Source organism: Gottfriedia sp. NPDC058432, assembly GCF_042721555.1.
GTDB lineage: Bacteria > Bacillota > Bacilli > Bacillales > Bacillaceae_G > Gottfriedia.
This window is the reverse complement of record NZ_JBHXLC010000003.1, coordinates 22,630-43,758: the sequence shown is the minus strand read 5'-3', so window position 1 is coordinate 43,758 and position 21,129 is coordinate 22,630. Positions and strand designations below refer to the sequence as shown.

The window sequence follows — 21,129 nt, the reverse complement described above, 5'->3', positions numbered from 1 at the left end:
ATTGGCGTGTTGTATTTGCTATATGTTATTTTGCAGTTGAAGTTGCTGCTTCGTTTTTGCAGTTTTCGCAAGTTGAATAGATTTTCACAACTTTTTTATACTCCGCGTACTCAATAGTTTCTTCGCATTCTTTACAGATTAAAATTTGCATTAGAAACACCTCCTAAACCCACTATACCACGTTCTTTTCACCATTTCTCCAGGGACTTTACCCACCCTGTGGACGTGAAGTGTCCCAGTTGAAAAAACGTTGAAATAGCAAGGTTTTCAAGTAGGAATTGTCTTAAAAAATTTTTTTCTTGTTTTTAGAAAAGCGAAAAATAGAAGTCTTTTGAATATGTTTCTGGTATCAATTTCATCTATGAGAAACTACAAAGAATTTTTATATTATTTAAGCAGACGATTATAATATATCTTCATTAAAAGAAATTTTAATTGAAAATGAGATCAACTGAAAATGACCTCTCAACAAGCGATGAGAGGTCTTCTTCAAATTAGTTATCAGGCATACCCCAAGATTCTTGCAATTTTTTAAGGCCGGATGGATTTGTTATCTTAATAGTGATTTGTTTGTTAGTGACTTTTTTCTCCATCAAACTATAAGAATCCCCATCCCGTAATCCTGGCCAATAAACGCTTCCCGCACCGATCGTATTAGTTTTTTTGCTCATTGCACGTACGTAGTTAATTTCATTCTTGCTCTTTTTTAGCGAATAATCCAAGCCGCTTTTCATTGGTGCTCCCCATTCGGTAATGATGGCACGATCGGAGTATTTTCCAATTTCGATTGTTAAAATATTTGACCATCCAGTTTCTGTGAGGAAATTAATATGTACATATCCCGCATAAAACGCATAGCAGTGTACGGCAAGCATTGTACCGTCAAGTCGTTTGTCATCTCCTAATGGATTAATATAAAGTGCGGCCAAACCAATTCCATCAAGAATTACATTTTTCTTCGGAACATTGAAACTTGTTAGCCAATCATTATAGAGATTACGTAAATCTTTAGTATTATAGCCGTAGGGCTCATTAATCGGTTCAAAATAAATGTTTGGGTTATTTCCGTATTTTTTGATAACAGTACTCCACATGCTATAAAATTTTTTGAGATCTTCAGGTTTTCCATTTTTCGGTGGCCAATAGCAAAAAATCACTTTACCTCTCTCTAACGCCGCATCAATGGCCCCGGTATAAGTACCCCAATAATTTGCGACAGTAGCTTCATTAATAGGAAGTCTGACTGTGTTAGCACCAGTTTTATCGAACATCTGCCCAATAATTTGCCGGCCTACTACTTTGGCAGAATCGTATGTATCATTTTTGGTCAGTCCACTTACATAAATGACTCCATCAACAAAATTGTCGCGCTCATCCGCCCAATTCACACCCCTTATTCCAGCTGACAGCGGTGAAGTCGGTTTATTAACGTTGATTTTAACAAGATTTAAAAATGCAAAAGAAGAGGCAAAAAGTAAAATAATGGATCCTAAAATGCAAACTACTATTAAAGTTGTTCTTTTTACTATTTTCAAAATTTCCCCCCTCATCTAATTAATCTTTTGTAAAATTATTTTTAGAACTTTAATATTATTTATTCTATGATTTATTGAAAAAGAATTAATATAGTCATAGATTTTTAAAGGTTCACCAGATTGAAAGAAAGCTTGCTTCCGGTTAATCGAAACATGATTAAAGGGTTCTTTTTATGCAATAAAAGGCAGGAGAGTTGAATAAAGAATGTTATAATTTAATGAAATAGAAATGGCGAAAATTTCTAATTTTAATCATTAGGGGGAAACATGAAAAAAATCTTAATTGTAATAGCGATTTTAATAACTGGGATTGTAGGGATAAAAGGTTATTTTCTTTTTCATAGTGGATTTGATATTAAAATAAAAAATCAAACAAATAGAAATATAACAGGAATATATTTGACCTATAATAATCTAAAATCTGATATAAAGATACCTAAAATTGCTTCAAATAAGTACTATAAATTAAAAGTAAATCCATCTAAGAATGTTGGAGAGAGCTCAATGAATCTTCATTATAAAGACAATAAAGGTAAATTACATACAAAATCAGTTATTGGGTATTTTGAAGGTGGCTATTCAGGTAATCTTTTAATTACCATAAAATCTGTTGATGAAGAGGGAATACTTAAATTTAAAATTAAGGAAGATATTTCGTTATATTAAAATTAAGCAGTTTTTTTAGATTACATATGCTTTTTCGGAGGAATATTAATGCAAATATCATCTAGATTTTCGATTCCAGATTATCTTACAAAGAGGTTTTTTGTTCTTTATAGCATCCCTTTTTTATTAAGCGTTCTCTTGATATTTCTTACAGATCCTTTAAAGGTTGTTGATTTGTTCTATCAAACTTTATTTTTATCAATTTTCTACGTAGGAATACCTATAGGAATTGTATTTTTACCTTATTATGGATATTTTTATTTGCTTCAGAAATATTTTAGAGTGACTTATGTAGTATCAGTAACTGCCTTAATTACAACAATAATCGCACTAATTTTAGTGTTTATAGTCATTCAAAATACATATAAATCATATGAAACTCGAAGCTACTTTACAAAAGAAACGACAAGTCAGTTGTCAAAAAAGTCTATTGAATTATTTGAAAAAGAAACAGGTGTTAAAGGAAAAGTAAAAAAAGTTAAGATGGTTAGCAGATATAACGATGCCGATAATGGGAACTTTACACTAATTCGAAAAAGATATTATGACATTGAAGTTGTCACGAAAAATTCATCAGATTTACAAAAAATTCCAAGGCACTATAAATATATTAGTGTTGATGGGAAATGGTTTTTAAAAATGAAAAATGAAGAATATATTTTTGATTAAACAAACGTATTAAAAATTAGTAAACGAACAGAACTTGTTTTAGGTGAATCAAAAGAATTTCAATTCCAAGCTGAAATAGTAAAGTATGTATTAGAAGCAGAATTTAATTAATTAAATAAGGGCAGTTTTGATATTAATTAAACGTAGCAACGCTCAGAATATATTCTGAGCGTTGTTATTTTATTGAACTTACTAACTCATGATTTATATTAATAAAATAGTTTAATAATCTTTCAGTTCTATTTCGTTGGCAGCTTTTGCAATCATTCTCGTAATCATTTTAAACATTCCATTCATTAAGATGGGAATACGTAACATGGCATTGCGTAATAAAATTTTGAAGTTTGATTTTTCGATCATACCTCCAGCAGATAAAAGCCCTATTTTTTGATTTTTTTCAACAAAATTTCTCATCTCTTTTTCATAGGAAATGAAGGCTTTTTTGTAATCACCATTATTAGCTTTTAGTTCTCCTGCAAGTACATATGCGCCGACAAGAGCCAGGCTAGTACCTTGACCTGAAAGAGGGGATGGACAATAAGCAGCATCACCTACTAAAGTAATCCGACCATTTGACCATGTCGGCATGTGAATCTGACAAATTTCATCAAAATAAAAGTCTGTAGATGTAATCAATTTTTGAAGCAAGTTTGGTGTTTCCCAACCCTCTAGTTCCTCGAAAGCATTTTTGATTAGATTTTTTTGTTCTTCCGTATTGTAACGGTCGTAATTCAGTGGCTCGGATTGGAACAATAACATGCCCTTTGCTTCCTTGTTGTCATTTGCGCTATACATTCCAACGGTTTTCCCTGGAACCGTATAAAGAATTTGAGAGTGGTTGAGATTAAGATAATTCTCAAATTCAAAAATTGAGATATAACAACCGAGAGTACGTTTAAATTGATCTTCGTCACCAAATTTTAACGTACGCACGTTGGAATGGATACCATCAGCCCCTATTACTAGATCGAATGTATCTGGTTTCCCGTAAGTATATTGAACTTCTACCCCTGATATAGATTCATGAATAGATGAAATTGAATCGTCCCAAATATATGTAACTTTATCCTTGGTCAGATCGAACAAAATATTACTAAGATTCTCACGCATAATTTCGATATCCATCCCGTGCTGATTACCCATACTTGCTTCACTAATTTTACCTTTAATTTTACCTTTGTCATTCACGAAGTAAACTCCAGTCAAATGAGTATCTAGTGCACGAACTTGATCAAGAATACCCATTCGATCAAGAACAGAAATTGCTGCGCCACGGATATCGACAGCAAATCCCCCTTTGCGTAACGTTGGAGCTCTTTCGACTACAGTCACCTCGAAACCAAAGCGATGAAGCCAGTAAGCAAGTGCTGGCCCTGCAATGCTTGCACCCGAAATAAGGACACGCATATTCTGCTTCATAATTACTTAATCACTCCTAATCTAAATAAATTTAAACGACATAACAACAATATATTCAAAGGTTTTTTAGTTATGAACTTTCGTAACATTGCTCTTAATTTATAAATGAAAGAAAAAATGGGAACAGCACTACCTAACTAAAAGGTGCTGTTTCCATTTTTTTACTACAACAAACAGTCAGTTAAGTTGCATAGAAATGTTAAAATTTCATTGAAAAAAAGGCAAATTACCCCAAGTTACAGAATATGTCTAGACAGGTATAATTATTTTAATAGTAAAAACAGATTTCATAGTAAACTAGTAACGTTTTAGGGGGAGTCAATGTTGGAATTTAAATATGCAGGATTTTGGATTAGATTATGCGCATATATAATTGATTATTGTATCATTATTTTATTAGGTTTCATTTTAAGTCCGTTGCTTCTTAATTTCTTTGCAAACACAAATATTACATACAACCTACTCATTGATCTCATCGGTATTATTTACTTGATGCTTTTGCCAGCTACAAAATTGCAAGGTACGATCGGAAAGGTCACAGTTGGCATTAAAGTAATCAATAAAGATGGTAGTAAGTTATCCGTATTTGATGCAATTAGTCGTTGGTTAGCTCAAGTTGTATCCGCTTTCATTTTATTAATTGGCTATATAATGATTGCTTTTTCAAATAGGAAAACAGCATTACATGATAAATTAGCTAATACTTATGTAGTATATAAATAACAACATATTTAAAAGATGTACAATTGAATAAACTGATCAACCTATGATAATCTGAATGGAGCTTTTTAAAGCTCCAATTTTTTATTTTAGAGTGTTTTTTAGAAGGAAAGGGCATTCATATATAGAACTAACAAGTATAATTATTTGGGTAATACAACTAATTTGTCTAATCTAAAATAGAGAGGGGATTCTACATGACAAATAAAGTAAAGATAAAAGATATCATTGAAGAAATGGAAATGCAATTTGAAGGTTATCGTTCATTTGTTAAGATAAGAACAGGTGAAGTTTTTTCGGTTTCTGAAGACGATCTTATAGATGCGGAAGATGAAAAAACTATGGATGATTTACAAGATTGGCAGATAGAAAATTTAGAAATCGCAAATGAAATTGTGGAAAATTATGAGGACTATAAGGAATTACCTTCAAGATATGAAATTGATGAATTTAAAATGGTTAAAGACTTTTGTTTAAACGTTAAAGATGTGAAAATACAAAAAATATTACTTATAACAATCGAAGGAAAAGGCGCATTTAGAAGATTTAAAGATGCAGTTATAGAATTTAATATTGAAATGGATTGGTATAGCTATCGCGACAGACGCTATAAAGACTTAGCGATCGCATGGTGTCAAAATAATGATATCGAGTACATAGATTAGAAAGATAAAAAATAAGGGTAGAGCCATTTGTGGTGTTTGACCTACAGGCAGCAGCTTAAGCCGAATCAAAAATAAAATGAATCCCTTCAATTTTAGCTGAAGGGATTTTTAACGTTTTCTTATGTAATTAGTTTGAACCAAATGCCAGTTTAGTTTAACAACTTGCCAATTTGTCTAATTAGATAGTTGTTAATTCAACGGAGCCAATCTTTTAAAAATAATTAAAGTAATTTCAACCCATAACCAGCAATAAAGAAATGAAAATAAAAAAATAATTAGAACGGTATAGATTGAAAAAGAATCAGAAAATCCCGGACCTAAGACCGGAAAGTGGAAAAGAAATAATAGACTCATAATACCTAACATTAAAAGTGTCGCTCCAGTTGCAATGATTGATAATCTCTTTTTAAAAAAGTGAAAAGCCAAGCCTATACCAAATCCCAATAATCCTGTTGTAAAAGGAAAGACAATAAGTTCAGTTGGCTGTAAGATGAATAACAACATGATAGTTAGAAAATAGGCCTTAATTCCATCTGTAATGGAAAACATGGAACATAATAGAATAGGTGCAGTGGCGATTGGACTTATAAATAATCCAATACCTGGTAATAGGCCACCTGCAGCTTGAAAAAGTGCAGCAATACAAGCAAAAATAGAGGCTAATATAAATTTCTTGGTTTTATTTTGTTTAGTGAATTTTAGTTGAAACAATCGGACCTCTTCAGTAATCGGTTTGAAAAAATACACATTTTCACCTCATTTAAAATACGATATACATCATCTATATGAGAATAATCAAAGTGCAATACGCCAAACATGTTAAAGCAGGATTATGTATTATTGATAACAAACACAAATAACTGTATGATAAATACGTTGAGAATTGCATGAAAATTTCAAAATTGAAGGGGAAAATCTATGAATATTAAAATTGACAAAGAATATGTGCTACAAACCGCTAAACAATTACTAGAGTTTAATAGCCCAAGTGGTTTTTGCTTTGAAATTATGGAATTAATTCAGTCTTGGACAAATAGTTTAGGGTATGAATTTGAAACAACTAATAAAGGTTGTGGCGTGATCACAATTCCTGGTAAAAGCAATGAGCAAGTCATCGGATTATCAGCACATGTTGATACATTAGGGGCAATGGTCCGATCAATTACTAGCAAAGGTACTTTAAAATTTACAATTATTGGTGGACCAATCGTACCAACACTTGATAGTGAATATTGCCAAATTAGAACGCGTGAAGGAAAAATTTATACAGGAACATTTTTATCTACAAGTCCATCAATTCATGTTTTCGAAGACAGTAAAACAAAAAAACGCGACCCAGAAAACATGGAAGTTCGAATTGATGAATGCGTTAAGTCAAAAGAAGATGTATTAAATCTTGGAATTAGCCCAGGAGACTTTATATTCTTCGACCCGAAAACGACAATTACTGAAAGCGGATTTATAAAATCAAGATTTATTGATGATAAAGCAAGTGTGGCATGTTTAATTGGTTTACTTGAATTATTTAAAAGGGAAAAAATTGTACCTACATATACAACAAAATTATTTATTTCAACGTATGAAGAAGTTGGACATGGCTCTTCTTATATCCCATCTGATATTACTGAATTAATTTCAGTAGACATGGGTTGTATTGGAGATGATTTAAGCTGTACTGAATACGATGTCTCAATATGTGCAAAAGACTCTGGTGGACCATATGATTACAATATGACAACTGATTTAGTCAACTTAGCAAAAGAAAATGAGCTTAGCTATGCAGTAGATATCTATCCGATGTACGGTTCAGATACAGTTGCTGCTTTACGCGGGGGACAAGATATTCGTGGAGCGCTAATTGGACCAGGGGTACATGCATCTCATGGTATGGAAAGAACGCATTATAATGCAATGGAAAATACGATGAAATTATTGTACTTATATTTAACTAAGTAAAAAGTAAAAGGGGCTGTCTCATGGGACACCCCTTTTTGTACGTTGTATTTCAAAGGTGATTTTATTTTTAGTTGATAAAATGGCTCTTTATCATATAAAAATAGTAAATTTTTATTCTAAGAGCGAGCATATTTGCTAGTTTTCCATTAGAAAGGATCTGCTATTGTACAAGTATTAGGTCATAATACCTTAACTGGTATAGGTGATTTTTATATTTATTTGCGATATTTCATCCTTTATTTGCATAAATGAACTCCTTATTTGTAGCTAAGATTTATTTCATATCATATTTCCATTATAAAAAAACAAGGGTTCCATTAAAAAGTTAGACTTCTGGACACCTTCTAATCGTTTAATAATTTAATTTTTGAACCCCATTTAATTGACTATCAAATCGGTCTTCACCATTCGTTTTTACATTTTTCTTTAATGTAAATGTATAAAAATAAGCCGAGACTGACTCACGTTTATTTTCTTGGAGTTTGTCTAATAATAATTTTTTTGTACCAGCACCAACAACTCCATCACTAGTTAATCCATTATCTTGTTGAAATGCTCTTACTGCTTGATCTGTGGCTTCAGCAAAGTAGCCATCGACCCCATTTGTAGAGTAGCCTAATTTTGTTAATGTATCCTGCAGCCATTCAACCTCTGATCCTACACTTCCAAGTTGTAAACTAGTAGGAATATCCGTTGGTTTTGTTACAACAACCGTTCCTGAATCATCATCAAATAAATGATTTGAAACTGCGATGTCTTGAAATGACATGTTTGATGAAGTGATTAAAACAGTCGTATTTTTCTGTACACGATCAAATAACCATTCTACTTCTTCATCATACATTCGTACACAACCATGACTAGCATAAGTTCCAATAGAACTTGGATTATTATTACCGTGGATTGCATAGGTTGTACCCCATGTCCCTCTAGCATTTAAACCGAGCCACCTATTACCAAGTGGATTCCTCGGATCACCACCAGGAATATTCTCTTTATAATAAGGTCGATTAACAATTTTAACGACGATTTTAAACTTGCCTTCAGGAGTTAAATCCTGGCTCTTACCGGTTGCAACTTTAAAAACTTTTACCAATTTACCATTCTCATAAAAAGCTAATCTATTAATCGACTTATTAATAATGATAAATTGTGAAACAGGTTTTGTTTCTGCGGCGATAGACTGAATAAAAGAAGTGCTCAAAAATAATAGAAGTACTATGAAAAAAATAAAACAGCGCTTTAACAACTTTCTCCCCCCAACAATATTTAGAAAATACATAGCTTTATATATTATGAAAGGATTGCTTGTCCTATCTAATAAAAATAGGAAAAAATAGTTTTATTTTAATTAAGTCAAAGTCTGATATTGGATTAAAGCTAGATTAACTTTTAAACATTATTAATATAGAAAAATGTAAATGTTTGCATTAATGAACAATCTTGTTAAAATAGAAAATGTAAGCGGTTAAACAGGGTATATGAAGAAAAAACCAGGACACTTTTACTGCCTAAAATATGCACACGATTGCACGATTTTAGCAAAAGGCTTTGGATGGTTTGAAATTTCACATACCATATTATTTTATTTAGAAGAAATCACAATTAAATTTTTTAGTTTTTAAGGTTTATACATAATCTAGGAGGCAATTCAAATGGAGAAAAAATGGTGGCATAATAGTGTAGTTTATCAAATATATCCTAGAAGTTTTATGGATAGTAACGCTGATGGAATCGGTGATTTAAAAGGTATAATCGAAAAGCTTGATTATTTAAAGCTTTTAGGAATAGATGTTATTTGGTTAAGTCCTGTATATAAATCTCCTAATGATGATAATGGTTACGATATTAGTGATTATTGTGACATCATGGAAGAGTTTGGTACGATGAATGATATGGATAAATTAATTTCTGAAGCGAATAATCGAGGGATTAAAATTGTAATGGATTTAGTTGTGAACCATACATCTGATGAGCATCCGTGGTTTATAGAATCTCGAAAGAGCAAAGATAACCCATTTAGAGACTATTATGTTTGGAGAGATCCTGTAAATGGAAGTGAACCAAATGACATTCCTTCTGTATTCAGTGGCAGTGCTTGGGAATATGATATACAAACTGGACAATACTTCTTGCATTTATTTAGTAAAAGGCAGCCAGATTTAAACTGGGAGAATCCAAAAGTCCACGAAGAAGTATATAATATGATGAACTTTTGGCTTGATAAAGGAATTGGTGGGTTCCGAATGGATGTAATTGATTTAATTGGAAAGATTCCTGATCAAGAGATTACAGCAAATGGTCCAAAGCTACATGAATACTTACAAGAGATGAATAAAATGACTTTTGGTAATCATGATGTACTAACTGTTGGTGAAACTTGGGGGGCAACTCCAGAAATTGCAAAGCTTTATTCAGATCCTGCTCGAAATGAATTAAGTATGATCTTTCAATTTGAGCATATCGGTCTTGATCAACAAGAAGGTAAAGAAAAATGGGATTTAAAGCCATTAAATTTGTTGGATCTAAAAGAAGTTTTTAATAAGTGGCAAACTCAGCTCGATGGAAAGGCTTGGAATAGCTTGTTCTGGAACAATCATGATTTACCACGAATTGTTTCTAGATGGGGTAATGATCAGGAATACCGTATTGAAAGTGCGAAAATGCTTGCTACAATCCTTCATTTAATGCAAGGTACACCTTATATTTATCAAGGTGAAGAAATTGGGATGACAAATATTCGATTTGAAAGCATTGATGAATATGACGATATTGAAACGAAAAATATGTATAATGACCGTATTTCAAAAGGATATAAGCATGAAGAAATAATGGAGTCGATTTATACAAAAGGTAGAGACAATGCACGTACTCCAATGCAATGGAATGCAGAAAAGTATGGAGGTTTTACAAAAGGAAACCCTTGGTTAACAGTAAATCCAAATTTTACTAAAATAAATGTTGAACAATCGATAAACGATCCAGATTCAATTTTTCATCATTATCGCCAGTTAATCCAATTGCGAAAAGAAAATCCTGCTATTGTTTATGGTTCTTTTGAAATGCTTGCTGAAAAGGATGAAAAAGTATTTGCTTATATAAGACAGTATAATGATGAGAAATTATTAATTGTAGCTAACTTTACAAATGAGGAATCAAAATTTAGTCATAGTGAGCACTATGATGAAGTAAGTATACTTTTAAGTAATTATAAAGATTCAAGTTTAACAGGTGTGAATAGCAACTTAAGACCGTATGAAGCAATTGTTTATAAAGTTAAATAATTTAATTTATTAAAAATAGTTTGACATTTTATTGTACACTCGTATATGATAAGAATATCAAATAAGAAGGAGGTAGGTTAACATGATGATTGAAAGAAAATTAAACTCAAAAGCATCACAAAATTTCATAATGATTATGAACCCTATCTCTACGCAGGACGGACCACGTTGAAACTTAGATTTCAATTGACGATCTAGCCATGGGTTTATATTACCCATGGCTTTTTTGTGCCAAAAATAAACGATTCTTTTATGTTTGTTTTTGGGCGAAACGTTTCTTTATGGCCATGGGGTATGGAAAATATTCCCATGGTCTTTTTGTTGTCAAAAAAAGTGGAGGGTTGCGTAGAGTTAGGTTAATTGATACAAGGGAGGTATAATTTTGTCTCGAATTTTAAAATATGTCTTTAGACATAAGCTTTCATTTATTATTGGTTCAATTTCAATGGTTTTAGTAATAGGTGTGGATCATTTAATTCCTTATTTACAAATGATTTTAATCGATGACGGTATTACGAAAGGAAAAGCATCAGTCGTAGTTCCAGTTATTTGCGGTATTATAGGTGTCACAATCATTAAATCAATTTTTGGATATGTAAAAGAATATTTATATGACTTAGTAAGTTCAAAGGTACATGAGGATATTAAAAATGATATGTTCAAGCATATTCAAAGTTTTGAGTTTAAGTATTTTGACTCGATGAACACGGGTGAATTACTTTCGAGAATTAACGAAGATGTGGAAAACATCTGGCAAACAATTGCGTTTGGACTAAGATTATTTGTTGAAAATATTATTTATTTTACTCTTAGTACAGTTATCTTATTTGTAATTAATTGGAAGTTGGCATTAATCTGTTTAGCAATTATGATCCCAATTGGATATATGGGGACGCGTTTAAATCGCTTACTTAATAAAGGTTACGGAAAAATAAGTGACCATACAGCTGAAATCAATACAACAGCTCAACAAAATATTGCGGGTGTAAGATTAGTTAAAGCATTTGCTAGGGAAAAGCATGAGACGTTGAAATTTTTGAAAATGAATCGTGGATATTATGATTTAAATATGGCTCAAGCTAAAACAATGCGTAAATATTTTCCTAATATTGAATTTTTAACAAATATTGCGCTTGTAGCAATGATTATTATCGGTGGATATTTCGTTTTAAAAAATAATATGACACTCGGTGAACTAGTTGCATTTAGTGGATATATTTGGAACTTAATTTGGCCGATGAGAATGTTAGGCTGGTTAACAGATGTACTTTCTAAAAACCAAGCTTCTGCGAAGAAGATTTTTGAAATTTTAGATCGTAAAACTCAAATTGAAAACAAAGAAGGAGCATATACACCTAATCTTGTTGACGGTTCAGTGGAATATAAAAATGTAAGCTTTAAATACAATGATGAAATTGTCTTAAAAGATATTAATCTATATATTCCAAGCGGTAGTAAAGTAGCCATTATGGGAACGACGGGTGCCGGAAAATCCTCAATTCTTCATTTAATTGGTCGCTCATACGATGTGGCTGAGGGAGAAGTACTAGTAGATGGCGTTAATGTTAAAGATTTTAATTTAACATCTTTACGTAAAAATATGTCTCTAGTTTCTCAGGATACATTCCTTTTCTCAGATACGATTGAAAATAATGTAAAACTAGGAAACCCAGATGCTACTATGGATGAAATCCGTGAGGCTTGCCGTATTGCATGTTGTCTAGACTTTATTGAAGAGCTAGAAGAAGGATTCAACACGGAAATTGGTGAACGAGGAATTGGTTTATCTGGTGGCCAAAAACAACGTATATCAATTGCCCGCGCATTATTAAGAAATGCTCCAATCTTAATTTTAGATGATGCAACTTCTGCATTAGATATGGAAACGGAGTATGAATTATTACACAATTTAAATAAACGTTTCTCACATAGTACAACATTTATCATTGCACACCGTATTTCAGCAGTAAAAAATGCCGATGTCATACTATTTGTTGAAAATGGAGAAATAGTTGAAAAAGGAAATCATAAACAATTACTAGATAAAAAGGGTAGGTACTTTGAAGTCTACGAAGAACAATTCAAAGATTTTGAAACAGTAGAAAGCGGGGTGGTCTAATGGCACAAAATACGATTAATCGTGATGAAGACCAACTAAATAGGAGTAAAACGGAGCTTATTCTTAGGCTCGGGACTTATTTAAAACCTTATAAATTAAAAACATTTACCGTTATTTGTTTAATGTTATTTGTAATGGTAATTGGGATATTAAACCCATATTTATTAAAGGTAGCGATTGATACAAATATTAAGAATCACGATGTAAAAGGGCTCATCATAATTGGAGCTGTATTATTAGCACTAAATTTCTTAGCAATGATTGCTTCAAAAACACGTTGGACGATGATTAGCTCCGTTACGAATAATATTTTAGTAAATATTCGTCATGAGCTTTACACACATATTCAAAAACTATCATTTACGTTTTTTGATAATCGTCCAGTAGGAAAAATTTTAGCTCGTGTAATGGGGGATATTAGTGCTCTCCAAAATTTATTCAACCAAAGTATTCAAACATTAATTCCGGAATTACTAAGCTTAGTTTGCGTTACAGTTGTAATGTTTATCTTAAATGTTAAACTTGCAATCGCATCAGTATCAATTCTTCCATTTTTAGCAGCTGCAATGTTTTATATTGAAACACGTGCACGTAAAAGATGGGATGATTACCGAAAGAAACGTTCAAATTTAATCGCGTTTATACATGAAGATTTTTCAGGAATAAAAGTAGTTCAATCCTTTGCGAAAGAAAAAGATAAAGAAAAAGATTTCAAAGAAAAGGTATCTGAATTAATGGGATCATTCATGAAAGCAGTAAAAATGAATGACTTCTTTTGGCCATTAGTTGAGCTTTCTTGGGGTGTTGGTACTGTAATTGTATTTTATGTTGGATATAAGCTTGTAACTAGTCAAGAAATTGAAGTTGGAACATTAATCGCATTTTCAATGTATATTGGGATGTTCTGGCGTCCAATTATGAACTTATCAAACTTCTATAATACATTAATATCAAACTTCTCGGCAGCTGATCGTATTTTTGACATTATGGATATTGATCCAGAAATTATTAGTGAAGAAAATGCACCACCAATTGGACGAATCAATGGTGAAGTTCAATTTAGAAATGTAACTTTTGGTTATGATGAAAACTCTACAGTATTAAAAAATATAAATTTCACAATAAATCCAGGTGAAAAAATTGCATTAGTAGGTGCAACAGGTGCAGGGAAAACGACGATTGTTTCACTTTTAAGCAGATTCTATGATCCTTTAAAAGGTGAAATTTTAGTTGATGGAAATGATATTAAAAAAGTAGATTTAGAATCTTTTAGAAGTCAAATGGGAATTATGCTACAAGATACTTTCCTATTCTCAACATCGATTATGGAAAATATTCGATACGGTAAATTAAATGCTACAGATGAAGAAGTAATTGCCGCAGCTAAAGCAGTTCATGCTCATGACTTTATCATTAAAATGGAGGATGGGTATAATACAGATGTAAACGAGAGGGGCTCAAGACTTTCATTAGGTCAAAGACAATTAATCTCGTTTGCTCGAGCTCTACTAGCTGATCCTAGAATTTTGATTTTAGATGAAGCTACTTCGAATATCGATACTCATACTGAGAAGCTTGTCCAAAATGGTATTGAAAAGCTATTAGAAGGTCGTACTTCATTTGTTATTGCCCACCGATTATCGACAATTCGTGACTGCGACAAAATTATGGTAATTGGAAACGGAAATGTCGAGGAAAGCGGTACACATGAAGAATTATTAGCTTTAAAAGGACATTATTATAAGCTATACATGGCGCAATATAGCTTCATTAATGATGGAGCATAATTGATCTGTGTTATTTAGATTGGGGCTGCCTCAAAAGTTAGGTTAACTGACGAATGAGCAGTCCTTTTTTTATTGAAAAATGTACTTGTGCTAAGGATGGGGGTATCTAAACGGCTTTTTTTCGTTTGCAATTGATCTAATTGAACTTTATTAAATATTTCTGCAGGCTCTTATCAAGTTTTTATTAGATACAAGCCATATTGCAAGTTTTTCATTTGAAATGATCTGCTTTTGTATGTTTTTTTAGGGGATAATACCTTAACTGGTATGGGTACTTTTTAAATTAAATTGCGATTCTTAGGGTTTTAATTGCCGTTTCGCCAATTTTAATTGCGATACTCAGATTTTATTTGCAGTCCACTGTTTAATTGCAAGATTTCTACATTTAATTGCGACTCTCTATGACTTATTTGCAGCCGAGCTTATTTGTCACAATTTTTGTGATTTACAGTTAGGACAACCATTTTTATGCCGAAAATTTTAAATTAGAACTTTGGAAATGAATTATTACGAATTCTTAATATAAGAATTAATTCTATGAATCTTGAAAAGTCAACTTAATATAAGTAGATAAAATATCTTCATTTTCTAATTTTTTCTAATGTTAAAATAATAGTGAATTAATATTTTTGTGAAAATGGAGGTTAAGTATGAAACTTAGTTATGAAATTAATTTGGATGATTATATTGAATTTAATTTACATCATTTAAAACACTCAAAAACTGTTCAAAAGTCGTTAATAAATCAACGAATTGCTGTGAGTTTAATCTATTTAGTAATACCATTTTTAATTTCCTTTCTTTTCAAACAACCACTATTTGGTTATTTACTTGCCTTTTCGTTAGCAGCCATTGCTTGGTTCATTTATTTTCCAAAGTATTTCTACCGTTCATCAAAAAACAAAATGATTAAGCATTTAACTGAAAAGAACGATCAATCAATTTTCGGGGAACATTCTCTAAAAGTAGATGAGAATGGGATCAAAGAAATTACACAATCAAGTGTTCATGAAATAAAGTGGGATGATATAGTTGAAATAAAAGGCACGAAGAATTACTTTTATATTTACTTTACAAGTATGCAAGCCATTGTAGTGCCACTAGAAGCAATAAAGGATGACGTGGAGAGATTATTACAATTTTACAGAAAATATAATATTCAAGTTTTATATTGCTAGTTGAATAGTGCATCCTGATCTCTAAAAGTTCAAGTTAGTTTAACTTGAACTTTTTTATTGTTACCGTTCATTCTTAATCAAGAAAGAAGAATTATGATAAAATGTAAAAAAAGGAGGGTACTCACTTGGAGAATTGTATAAAGGTATCAGTTCGAACGCTAGTTGAGTATGCTCATACAGCGGGAAGTATCAATGTAACATATAAAAGTTCGGTTTCATTAATTGAAGGAACAAAGGCACACCAAAAAATCCAAAGAGAATATGGTGAACAGGATGTAAAAGAACGATCTATATCCGGCAACATTACATTGGATCAGTTGGTGTTTCAGATAGAAGGCCGTTGTGATGGATTATTATTTAATGATGGTCAATATATAATAGAAGAAATTAAATCAACAATGAAGGATTTAAATGAAATAAATGAAAATTCATATCCTGTTCATTGGGCTCAAGCAAAAGTTTATGGATATTTTATTTGTGAAGAATTACAACTTGAAAAAATTACACTTAGACTTACATATATTAATATTTTAACCGAGCAAAAAATAAGCTTCGACCTCTTATTTACAAAAGATGAATTAACAAATTACTTATACAAAATGCTGGAAATTTATTATCCTTTTGCAAAATGGAAATACGATCATATTGAAACAAGGAATCAGACAATAAAAGAATTAAATTTTCCCTTTCCTTCTTTTAGAAAAGGTCAAAGAAAGTTAGCAGGTGCGGTATATCAAACAATTCAAGAAGGTAATAATTTATTTGCGGTAGCCCCAACCGGAATTGGCAAAACGGTTTCGACTATTTTTCCGACAGTTAAAAGTATTGGTGAGAATAGTATAAATCGAATGTTTTACTTAACTTCTAAGACGATTACTAGGACTGTTGCTGAAGAAGCATTTAAGCTAATGACAGATGAAGGACTTTGTATAAAGTGTACGACGATTACAGCAAAAGATAAAATCTGTTTTAAAGAAGAGACGATGTGTCAAAAGGATTATTGTGAATTTGCTAATGGTTATTATGACCGAATAAATGATGCTGTTCTTGATATTCTTTCATCGGAAAAATCGTTAACTAGGGAGAAAATAGAAGAATATGCCCGCAAACATACAGTATGTCCATTTGAATACTCTTTAGATTTATTAAATTCTTCCGATGCGATTATTTGCGATGTAAATTATATTTTTGATCCTAGAGTTTCGTTAAAACGATTATTTGATGAACATAAACGAAGTTCGGTTTTATTAATTGATGAAGCTCATAATCTTGTTGATCGTGCAAGAGAAATGTATTCTGCGAGTCTATTCAAATCTAAATTTTTAGAGTTGAAAAATAGATATAAAAATTTAAAAGATGAACTTTATGACATAATAAATGAAATAAATAAGCGATTTATTGAATTAAGAAAAAAATGGAAGGACGTTGTAACCCCAGTTTCAAAGGAAATAGATGGTGATTTACTAGAACTTCTACATACATTCAATGAAATCGTAGAAATAAAATTACAGGAAATGGAAGAGGACGAAAATAAACAAATTCTACTTGATACATATTTTGAGTCACTTAACTTCGTCAAAATTGCGGAGTTTTTTGATGAAAATTATGTATGCTACTATGAACTATATAAAAGTGAAGTACATTTAAAGTTATTTTGCCTTGATCCTTCTAAAGTAGTGAATGACGTCATAAAAAGATTTCGCTCTACAATTTATTTTTCGGCTACTTTAACGCCAATACAATATTTTCAAGATATGCTTGGTGATCAAAGTCGAGATTATACAATTTCAATCGATTCTCCTTTTCATAGAGAACAACTGGAAGTAACAATTGATCCTCTTTCAACTCGATACCAAGATCGTGAAAGAAATTTAGAAAGATTAATTGATTCTGTCTATAAAGAAATTACGAAAAGAAAAGGTAATTATTTAGTTTTTTATCCGTCATATCAATATTTAATTCAAAGTGTTGATTTATTTAAAGAGAAAAACCCTAACATAAAGACAATCGTTCAAGAAAATGGTATGTCTGAAATTGAACGAGAGGAGTTCCTTTTACAGTTTGATAGTCTAAATGAGGAAACTTTGGTTGGGTTTGCTGTATTAGGTGGAATATTCTCTGAAGGGATCGATTTAAAGGGGGATCGCTTAAACGGTGTCGTAGTAGTGGGTGTAGGATTGCCACAGATTTGTTTAGAAAGAAATATTTTAAAGGAGCATTTTAATTCGGTTGGAAAAAATGGGTATTATTATGCATATGTCTTTCCAGGTATGAATAAAGTAATGCAAGCGGGTGGAAGAGTTATCCGTTCTGAATCAGATGAAGGGACTTTATTACTAATTGATGATCGATATAAGAGTTCACTTTATCAAAGTTTATTACCTGAAGAATGGAAGTAAGAGTTAATTATTAAATAATTCAAAAAAAACGATTGATAATTATCAGAGTTTTTAATATACTAACAATATAATTTAATAATCTTATCAAGAGCGGTGGAGGGACTGGCCCGACGAAACCCGGCAACTCTAGTAAATACTAGAAAGTGCTAAATCCTGCAGGTGAAAAACCTGGAAGATAAGAGCGATATGTTTATTTTCAGACATAACCACTTCTTATTTTTTAGGAAGTGGTTTTTTTATTTGACTAAAATGGGGGATTTATAATGACTAACACAAAAGAGGCTTTAAACACGAATAAAAAATCGATTGAAACGGTAGCTGTTCATGGTAGCAAAGGGTATGATCCATTAACTGGTGCAATTAGTTATCCAATTTATCAATCAGCTACATTTAAGCATGCAGGTCTACATCAGTCAACTGGATATGATTATGCAAGATTACAAAATCCAACACGAGAAGAAGTCGAAAATACTGTTGCAAAATTAGAAAGTGCAAATTATGGCGTTGCATTCGCAACAGGAAATGCAGCAGTTACTGCAGTATTAAGCTTATTTAAAAAGGGTGATCACCTAATTGTTTCAGATGATTTATATGGTGGTACATATCGCTTATTCGAAGAAATTTATTCGCCATATGGACTTGAGCATAATTTTGTTGATACGACTGAAATTGAACATATTCTTGATGCACTTAAACCGAACACAAAAGGAATTTTTATTGAGACACCTTCAAATCCAATGATGAAAGTAACTGATTTAAAAAGAGTAGTAGAGATTGCAAAAAAACGAGATATTATTGTAATTGTCGATAATACATTTTTAACTCCTTATTTCTTTAGACCAATTGAATTAGGGGCAGATGTAGTTGTTCATAGTGGAACAAAGTATTTAGGTGGCCATAATGATACACTAGCTGGCTTCGTCGTAACGAATTCAGAATATACAAATGAACGAATTCGCTATTATCAAAAATCAACAGGTGCAACATTAGCTCCATTTGACTCTTGGTTAATCTTAAGAGGAATTAAAACATTGCATTTACGCATGGAATACAGTCAAAAAAATGCGATTGTACTTGCGAAGTTTTTAGAAAATCATCCAAATGTTACTGAAGTATATTATGTAGGATTACCAACGCATAAAGGGTATTCAATTATTAAAGAACAGGCAACTGGATTTGGTGCAATGATTTCATTTAAAGTGAAGGATTTAAGTTTAGTAGAACAGGTTTTAGGAAGCGTAAAAGTCATTACATTCGCAGAAAGTTTAGGTGGAGTCGAATCGTTAATTACGTATCCACATACACAAACTCATTCAGAGATGCCAGAGGAATTTAAAAGAAAGCTTGGTCTAGATGACCATACATTACGTTTATCAGTGGGAATTGAACATATTGATGATTTATTAAATGACTTAGAAAATGCATTGGGGTGATGAGCATGCAATTTGGAACGAAACTAATTCATAACGGAAATGAAATTGATCAGGCAACAGGTGCATTAAGTATACCAATTTATCAGACATCAACGTTTCATCAATTTGATATAGAGAATTTTGGGAAGTACGACTATGCGAGAAGTGGAAATCCAACAAGAGAAGCGTTAGAAAATACAATTGCAAAATTAGAAAATGGTGTACGTGGCTTTGCGTTTTCATCAGGAATGGCCGCAATCTCATCTGTATTATCTTTGTTTTCAGCAGGAGATCATATTGTCATTTGTGAAGATGTTTATGGGGGAACATTTAGAATAGCAACAAAAGTTTTAAATCGTTTCGGAATCGATTTTACTTTCGTCGACGCATCTAATTTAGAAGAGATTAAAGCCGGAATAAAGCCAAATACAAAAGGACTTTATTTAGAAACACCGTCTAATCCTCTTTTGAAAATTACTGATTTAAGTAGTGCTATTAAAATAGCAAAAGAAAATGACATCCTTGTCATTGTAGATAATAGTTTTTTATCACCATATTTACAAAGACCATTAGACTTAGGAGCTGATATTGTCGTTCATAGTGCAACAAAGTTTATTGCAGGTCATAGCGATGTAATTGGAGGATTAGCGGTCGTAAATTCAGAAGAACTTGCAAGTGATTTATACACAATCCAAAATTCATTCGGAGCTATTTTAGGTCCACAAGACTGTTGGCTAACATTAAGAGGATTAAAGACCCTAAAAGTTCGTATGGATGCATATGAACAAACTGCATCAAAATTAGCAAACTGGCTTTTAGAACAAGAAGAAGTTGAGGATGTTTATTACCCAGGACTAAAAGATCATCCTGGTCACGATGTTCATTTTGAGCAGGCTACTGGAGGAGGAGCAGTCCTTTCATTTACACTAAAAACGATTGAACAAACGACAAGTTTCCTTCAATCAGTCGAAAACGTTGCAGTTGCAGTTTCACTTGGTGGAGTTGAGACGATTGTTTCATATCCTGTAAAGATGTCCCATGCTGCAATACCGCTCGATGTTCGTGAACGATTAGGGGTTAAAGATACATTAATAAGGGTATCCGTTGGTTTAGAAGATATAGAAGACTTGATTGCAAGCTTCCAAAAAGCATTAAAAGCAGGTGCAAGAGTATAGTGAAAGGAATAGGGAAATTGAATAAATAAAATTGGGTTTGGCCGAATAGAATTGAAAAACGAACAATAATTAGATGCAAACGGTAGAATGTCCGTTCAATTCGAGAAAAGCATAAATCCCACAATGGAAGCATATTTCCTTGTGG

Annotated in this window: 17 protein-coding genes and 1 riboswitch; of the genes, 12 read left to right on the top strand and 5 right to left on the bottom strand. The window is 32.0% G+C overall.

Annotated features, from left to right (window positions below):
• Window positions 1-25 precede the first annotated feature (25 nt).
• Together ACFWM3_RS04350 and ACFWM3_RS04345 are read right to left on the bottom strand one after the other, a co-directional pair.
• On the bottom strand, window positions 26-151 hold the full coding sequence (locus ACFWM3_RS04350; RefSeq protein ID WP_098428711.1) for a GapA-binding peptide SR1P: 126 nt from the start codon (window positions 149-151) through the stop codon (window positions 26-28).
• A gap of 343 nt (window positions 152-494) precedes the next feature.
• Window positions 495-1,535, bottom strand: a complete 1,041-nt coding sequence (locus tag ACFWM3_RS04345; protein WP_390310433.1) for a glycoside hydrolase family 5 protein — start codon at window positions 1,533-1,535, stop codon at window positions 495-497.
• Window positions 1,536-1,802: 267 nt separating this feature from the next.
• Between ACFWM3_RS04345 and ACFWM3_RS04340 the strand changes: the two genes are divergently transcribed.
• Complete coding sequence (locus tag ACFWM3_RS04340; RefSeq protein WP_390310431.1) at window positions 1,803-2,201, top strand: hypothetical protein; 399 nt, start codon at window positions 1,803-1,805, stop codon at window positions 2,199-2,201.
• A 48-nt stretch (window positions 2,202-2,249) separates the two neighbouring features.
• Window positions 2,250-2,870 carry a hypothetical protein gene (locus ACFWM3_RS04335; RefSeq protein WP_390310430.1) on the top strand — a complete coding sequence of 207 codons (621 nt, stop codon included), beginning with the start codon at window positions 2,250-2,252 and terminating at the stop codon, window positions 2,868-2,870.
• Window positions 2,871-3,092: 222 nt separating this feature from the next.
• Here the strand turns inward: ACFWM3_RS04335 and ACFWM3_RS04330 are convergent, their stop codons facing one another.
• Window positions 3,093-4,289, bottom strand: a complete 1,197-nt coding sequence (locus ACFWM3_RS04330) for an FAD-dependent monooxygenase (RefSeq protein ID WP_390310428.1) — start codon at window positions 4,287-4,289, stop codon at window positions 3,093-3,095.
• A gap of 321 nt (window positions 4,290-4,610) precedes the next feature.
• Between ACFWM3_RS04330 and ACFWM3_RS04325 the strand changes: the two genes are divergently transcribed.
• A complete protein-coding gene (locus ACFWM3_RS04325) occupies window positions 4,611-5,012 on the top strand; it encodes an RDD family protein (RefSeq protein ID WP_390310426.1) in 402 nt (133 codons plus the stop codon).
• A 194-nt stretch (window positions 5,013-5,206) separates the two neighbouring features.
• Window positions 5,207-5,674, top strand: a complete 468-nt coding sequence (locus ACFWM3_RS04320) for a UPF0158 family protein (RefSeq protein ID WP_390310425.1) — start codon at window positions 5,207-5,209, stop codon at window positions 5,672-5,674.
• A 189-nt stretch (window positions 5,675-5,863) separates the two neighbouring features.
• Here the strand turns inward: ACFWM3_RS04320 and ACFWM3_RS04315 are convergent, their stop codons facing one another.
• Complete coding sequence (locus ACFWM3_RS04315; RefSeq protein ID WP_390310424.1) at window positions 5,864-6,385, bottom strand: hypothetical protein; 522 nt, start codon at window positions 6,383-6,385, stop codon at window positions 5,864-5,866.
• A gap of 207 nt (window positions 6,386-6,592) precedes the next feature.
• Between ACFWM3_RS04315 and ACFWM3_RS04310 the strand changes: the two genes are divergently transcribed.
• Window positions 6,593-7,630, top strand: a complete 1,038-nt coding sequence (locus ACFWM3_RS04310; protein ID WP_056470485.1) for a M42 family metallopeptidase — start codon at window positions 6,593-6,595, stop codon at window positions 7,628-7,630.
• 352 nt (window positions 7,631-7,982) lie between these two features.
• Here ACFWM3_RS04310 and ACFWM3_RS04305 read toward each other — a convergent pair whose 3' ends face one another.
• Window positions 7,983-8,879 carry a L,D-transpeptidase family protein gene (locus tag ACFWM3_RS04305; RefSeq protein ID WP_390310423.1) on the bottom strand — a complete coding sequence of 299 codons (897 nt, stop codon included), beginning with the start codon at window positions 8,877-8,879 and terminating at the stop codon, window positions 7,983-7,985.
• 406 nt (window positions 8,880-9,285) lie between these two features.
• On the opposite strand from ACFWM3_RS04305, the gene ACFWM3_RS04300 reads away from it, so the two are divergent.
• The 7 genes from ACFWM3_RS04300 to ACFWM3_RS04270 all read left to right on the top strand — a co-directional run bounded on the left by ACFWM3_RS04300 (window position 9,286) and on the right by ACFWM3_RS04270 (window position 20,984).
• A complete protein-coding gene (locus ACFWM3_RS04300; RefSeq protein WP_390310421.1) occupies window positions 9,286-10,914 on the top strand; it encodes a glycoside hydrolase family 13 protein in 1,629 nt (542 codons plus the stop codon).
• 382 nt (window positions 10,915-11,296) lie between these two features.
• Complete coding sequence (locus tag ACFWM3_RS04295) at window positions 11,297-13,033, top strand: ABC transporter ATP-binding protein (protein WP_056470479.1); 1,737 nt, start codon at window positions 11,297-11,299, stop codon at window positions 13,031-13,033.
• The gene (locus tag ACFWM3_RS04290) at window positions 13,033-14,820 is read left to right on the top strand and encodes an ABC transporter ATP-binding protein (RefSeq protein ID WP_390310419.1); all 1,788 of its coding nucleotides are present in this window, start codon (window positions 13,033-13,035) and stop codon (window positions 14,818-14,820) included. Before ACFWM3_RS04295 ends, ACFWM3_RS04290 begins: the two co-directional genes overlap by 1 nt.
• A gap of 650 nt (window positions 14,821-15,470) precedes the next feature.
• On the top strand, window positions 15,471-15,998 hold the full coding sequence (locus tag ACFWM3_RS04285; protein WP_390310417.1) for a YcxB family protein: 528 nt from the start codon (window positions 15,471-15,473) through the stop codon (window positions 15,996-15,998).
• A gap of 125 nt (window positions 15,999-16,123) precedes the next feature.
• Complete coding sequence (locus tag ACFWM3_RS04280) at window positions 16,124-18,397, top strand: ATP-dependent DNA helicase (RefSeq protein ID WP_390310416.1); 2,274 nt, start codon at window positions 16,124-16,126, stop codon at window positions 18,395-18,397.
• Between the two features lie 78 nt (window positions 18,398-18,475).
• A riboswitch (SAM riboswitch) is annotated at window positions 18,476-18,579 on the top strand.
• An 81-nt stretch (window positions 18,580-18,660) separates the two neighbouring features.
• Entirely contained in the window at window positions 18,661-19,830 is a 1,170-nt protein-coding gene (locus ACFWM3_RS04275) for a trans-sulfuration enzyme family protein (protein ID WP_390310415.1), read from the top strand.
• A gap of 5 nt (window positions 19,831-19,835) precedes the next feature.
• Window positions 19,836-20,984, top strand: a complete 1,149-nt coding sequence (locus tag ACFWM3_RS04270) for a trans-sulfuration enzyme family protein (protein ID WP_056470465.1) — start codon at window positions 19,836-19,838, stop codon at window positions 20,982-20,984.
• The last annotated feature ends 145 nt before the right edge of the window (window positions 20,985-21,129 follow it).

Excerpts from the sequence above, each read along its gene's own strand:
- ACFWM3_RS04310 (WP_056470485.1), top strand. The coding sequence starts at position 6,593 with ATGAATATTAAAATTGACAAAGAATATGTGCTACAAACCGCTAAACAA.
- ACFWM3_RS04275 (WP_390310415.1), top strand. The coding sequence starts at position 18,661 with ATGACTAACACAAAAGAGGCTTTAAACACGAATAAAAAATCGATTGAA.
- ACFWM3_RS04325 (WP_390310426.1), top strand. The coding sequence starts at position 4,611 with ATGTTGGAATTTAAATATGCAGGATTTTGGATTAGATTATGCGCATAT.
- ACFWM3_RS04335 (WP_390310430.1), top strand. The coding sequence starts at position 2,250 with ATGCAAATATCATCTAGATTTTCGATTCCAGATTATCTTACAAAGAGG.
- ACFWM3_RS04330 (WP_390310428.1), bottom strand. The coding sequence starts at position 4,289 with ATGAAGCAGAATATGCGTGTCCTTATTTCGGGTGCAAGCATTGCAGGG.
- ACFWM3_RS04290 (WP_390310419.1), top strand. The coding sequence starts at position 13,033 with ATGGCACAAAATACGATTAATCGTGATGAAGACCAACTAAATAGGAGT.
- ACFWM3_RS04270 (WP_056470465.1), top strand. The coding sequence starts at position 19,836 with ATGCAATTTGGAACGAAACTAATTCATAACGGAAATGAAATTGATCAG.
- ACFWM3_RS04320 (WP_390310425.1), top strand. The coding sequence starts at position 5,207 with ATGACAAATAAAGTAAAGATAAAAGATATCATTGAAGAAATGGAAATG.
- ACFWM3_RS04350 (WP_098428711.1), bottom strand. The coding sequence starts at position 151 with ATGCAAATTTTAATCTGTAAAGAATGCGAAGAAACTATTGAGTACGCG.
- ACFWM3_RS04285 (WP_390310417.1), top strand. The coding sequence starts at position 15,471 with ATGAAACTTAGTTATGAAATTAATTTGGATGATTATATTGAATTTAAT.
- ACFWM3_RS04300 (WP_390310421.1), top strand. The coding sequence starts at position 9,286 with ATGGAGAAAAAATGGTGGCATAATAGTGTAGTTTATCAAATATATCCT.
- ACFWM3_RS04340 (WP_390310431.1), top strand. The coding sequence starts at position 1,803 with ATGAAAAAAATCTTAATTGTAATAGCGATTTTAATAACTGGGATTGTA.